Raw genomic sequence first — 1,711 nt, 5'->3', positions numbered from 1 at the left:
CAAAGGCAGGTTCTTTAAGGTAAGGAGGTGATCCAACCGCAGGTTCCCCTACGGTTACCTTGTTACGACTTCACCCCAGTCATGAATCACAAAGTGGTAAGCGCCCTCCCGAAGGTTAAGCTACCTACTTCTTTTGCAACCCACTCCCATGGTGTGACGGGCGGTGTGTACAAGGCCCGGGAACGTATTCACCGTGGCATTCTGATCCACGATTACTAGCGATTCCGACTTCATGGAGTCGAGTTGCAGACTCCAATCCGGACTACGACATACTTTATGAGGTCCGCTTGCTCTCGCGAGGTCGCTTCTCTTTGTATATGCCATTGTAGCACGTGTGTAGCCCTGGTCGTAAGGGCCATGATGACTTGACGTCATCCCCACCTTCCTCCAGTTTATCACTGGCAGTCTCCTTTGAGTTCCCGRCCGRAYCGCTGGCAACAAAGGATAAGGGTTGCGCTCGTTGCGGGACTTAACCCAACATTTCACAACACGAGCTGACGACAGCCATGCAGCACCTGTCTCACAGTTCCCGAAGGCACCTTCGCATCTCTGCAAAGTTCTGTGGATGTCAAGACCAGGTAAGGTTCTTCGCGTTGCATCGAATTAAACCACATGCTCCACCGCTTGTGCGGGCCCCCGTCAATTCATTTGAGTTTTAACCTTGCGGCCGTACTCCCCAGGCGGTCTATTTAACGCGTTAGCTCCGGAAGCCACRCCTCAAGGGCACAACCTCCAAATAGACATCGTTTACGGCGTGGACTACCAGGGTATCTAATCCTGTTTGCTCCCCACGCTTTCGCACCTGAGCGTCAGTCTTCGTCCAGGGGGCCGCCTTCGCCACCGGTATTCCTCCAGATCTCTACGCATTTCACCGCTACACCTGGAATTCTACCCCCCTCTACGAGACTCAAGCCTGCCAGTTTCGAATGCAGTTCCCAGGTTGAGCCCGGGGATTTCACATCCGACTTGACAGACCGCCTGCGTGCGCTTTACGCCCAGTAATTCCGATTAACGCTTGCACCCTCCGTATTACCGCGGCTGCTGGCACGGAGTTAGCCGGTGCTTCTTCTGCGGGTAACGTCAATTGCTGCGGTTATTAACCACAACACCTTCCTCCCCGCTGAAAGTACTTTACAACCCGAAGGCCTTCTTCATACACGCGGCATGGCTGCATCAGGCTTGCGCCCATTGTGCAATATTCCCCACTGCTGCCTCCCGTAGGAGTCTGGACCGTGTCTCAGTTCCAGTGTGGCTGGTCATCCTCTCAGACCAGCTAGGGATCGTCGCCTTGGTGAGCCGTTACCTCACCAACAAGCTAATCCCATCTGGGCACATCCGATGGCAAGAGGCCCGAAGGTCCCCCTCTTTGGTCTTGCGACGTTATGCGGTATTAGCTACCGTTTCCAGTAGTTATCCCCCTCCATCGGGCAGTTTCCCAGACATTACTCACCCGTCCGCCACTCGTCAGCGAAGCAGCAAGCTGCTTCCTGTTACCGTTCGACTTGCATGTGTTAGGCCTGCCGCCAGCGTTCAATCTGAGCCATGATCAAACTCTTCAATTTAAAAGTTTGATGCTCTTAGAATTAAACTTCGTAATGAATTACGTGTTCACTCTTTGAGACTTGGTATTCATTTTTCGTCTTGCGACGTTAAGAATCCATGTCACTTTGAGTGCCCACACAGATTGTCTGATAAATTGTTAAAGAGCAGT

1 rRNA gene is annotated in these 1,711 nt (G+C 52.7%); it reads right to left on the bottom strand.

Annotated elements, in window-relative coordinates:
• Positions 1-20: 20 nt before the first annotated feature.
• Positions 21-1,562, bottom strand: a 16S ribosomal RNA gene (locus KE671_RS22490).
• Positions 1,563-1,711: the final 149 nt, after the last annotated feature.

This window comes from Citrobacter amalonaticus, assembly GCF_018252635.1.
In the GTDB taxonomy this organism is placed as follows: domain Bacteria; phylum Pseudomonadota; class Gammaproteobacteria; order Enterobacterales; family Enterobacteriaceae; genus Citrobacter_A; species Citrobacter_A amalonaticus_E.
The sequence above is the reverse complement of the archived record's forward strand: the minus strand, read 5'-3'. Positions and strand labels throughout refer to the sequence as shown.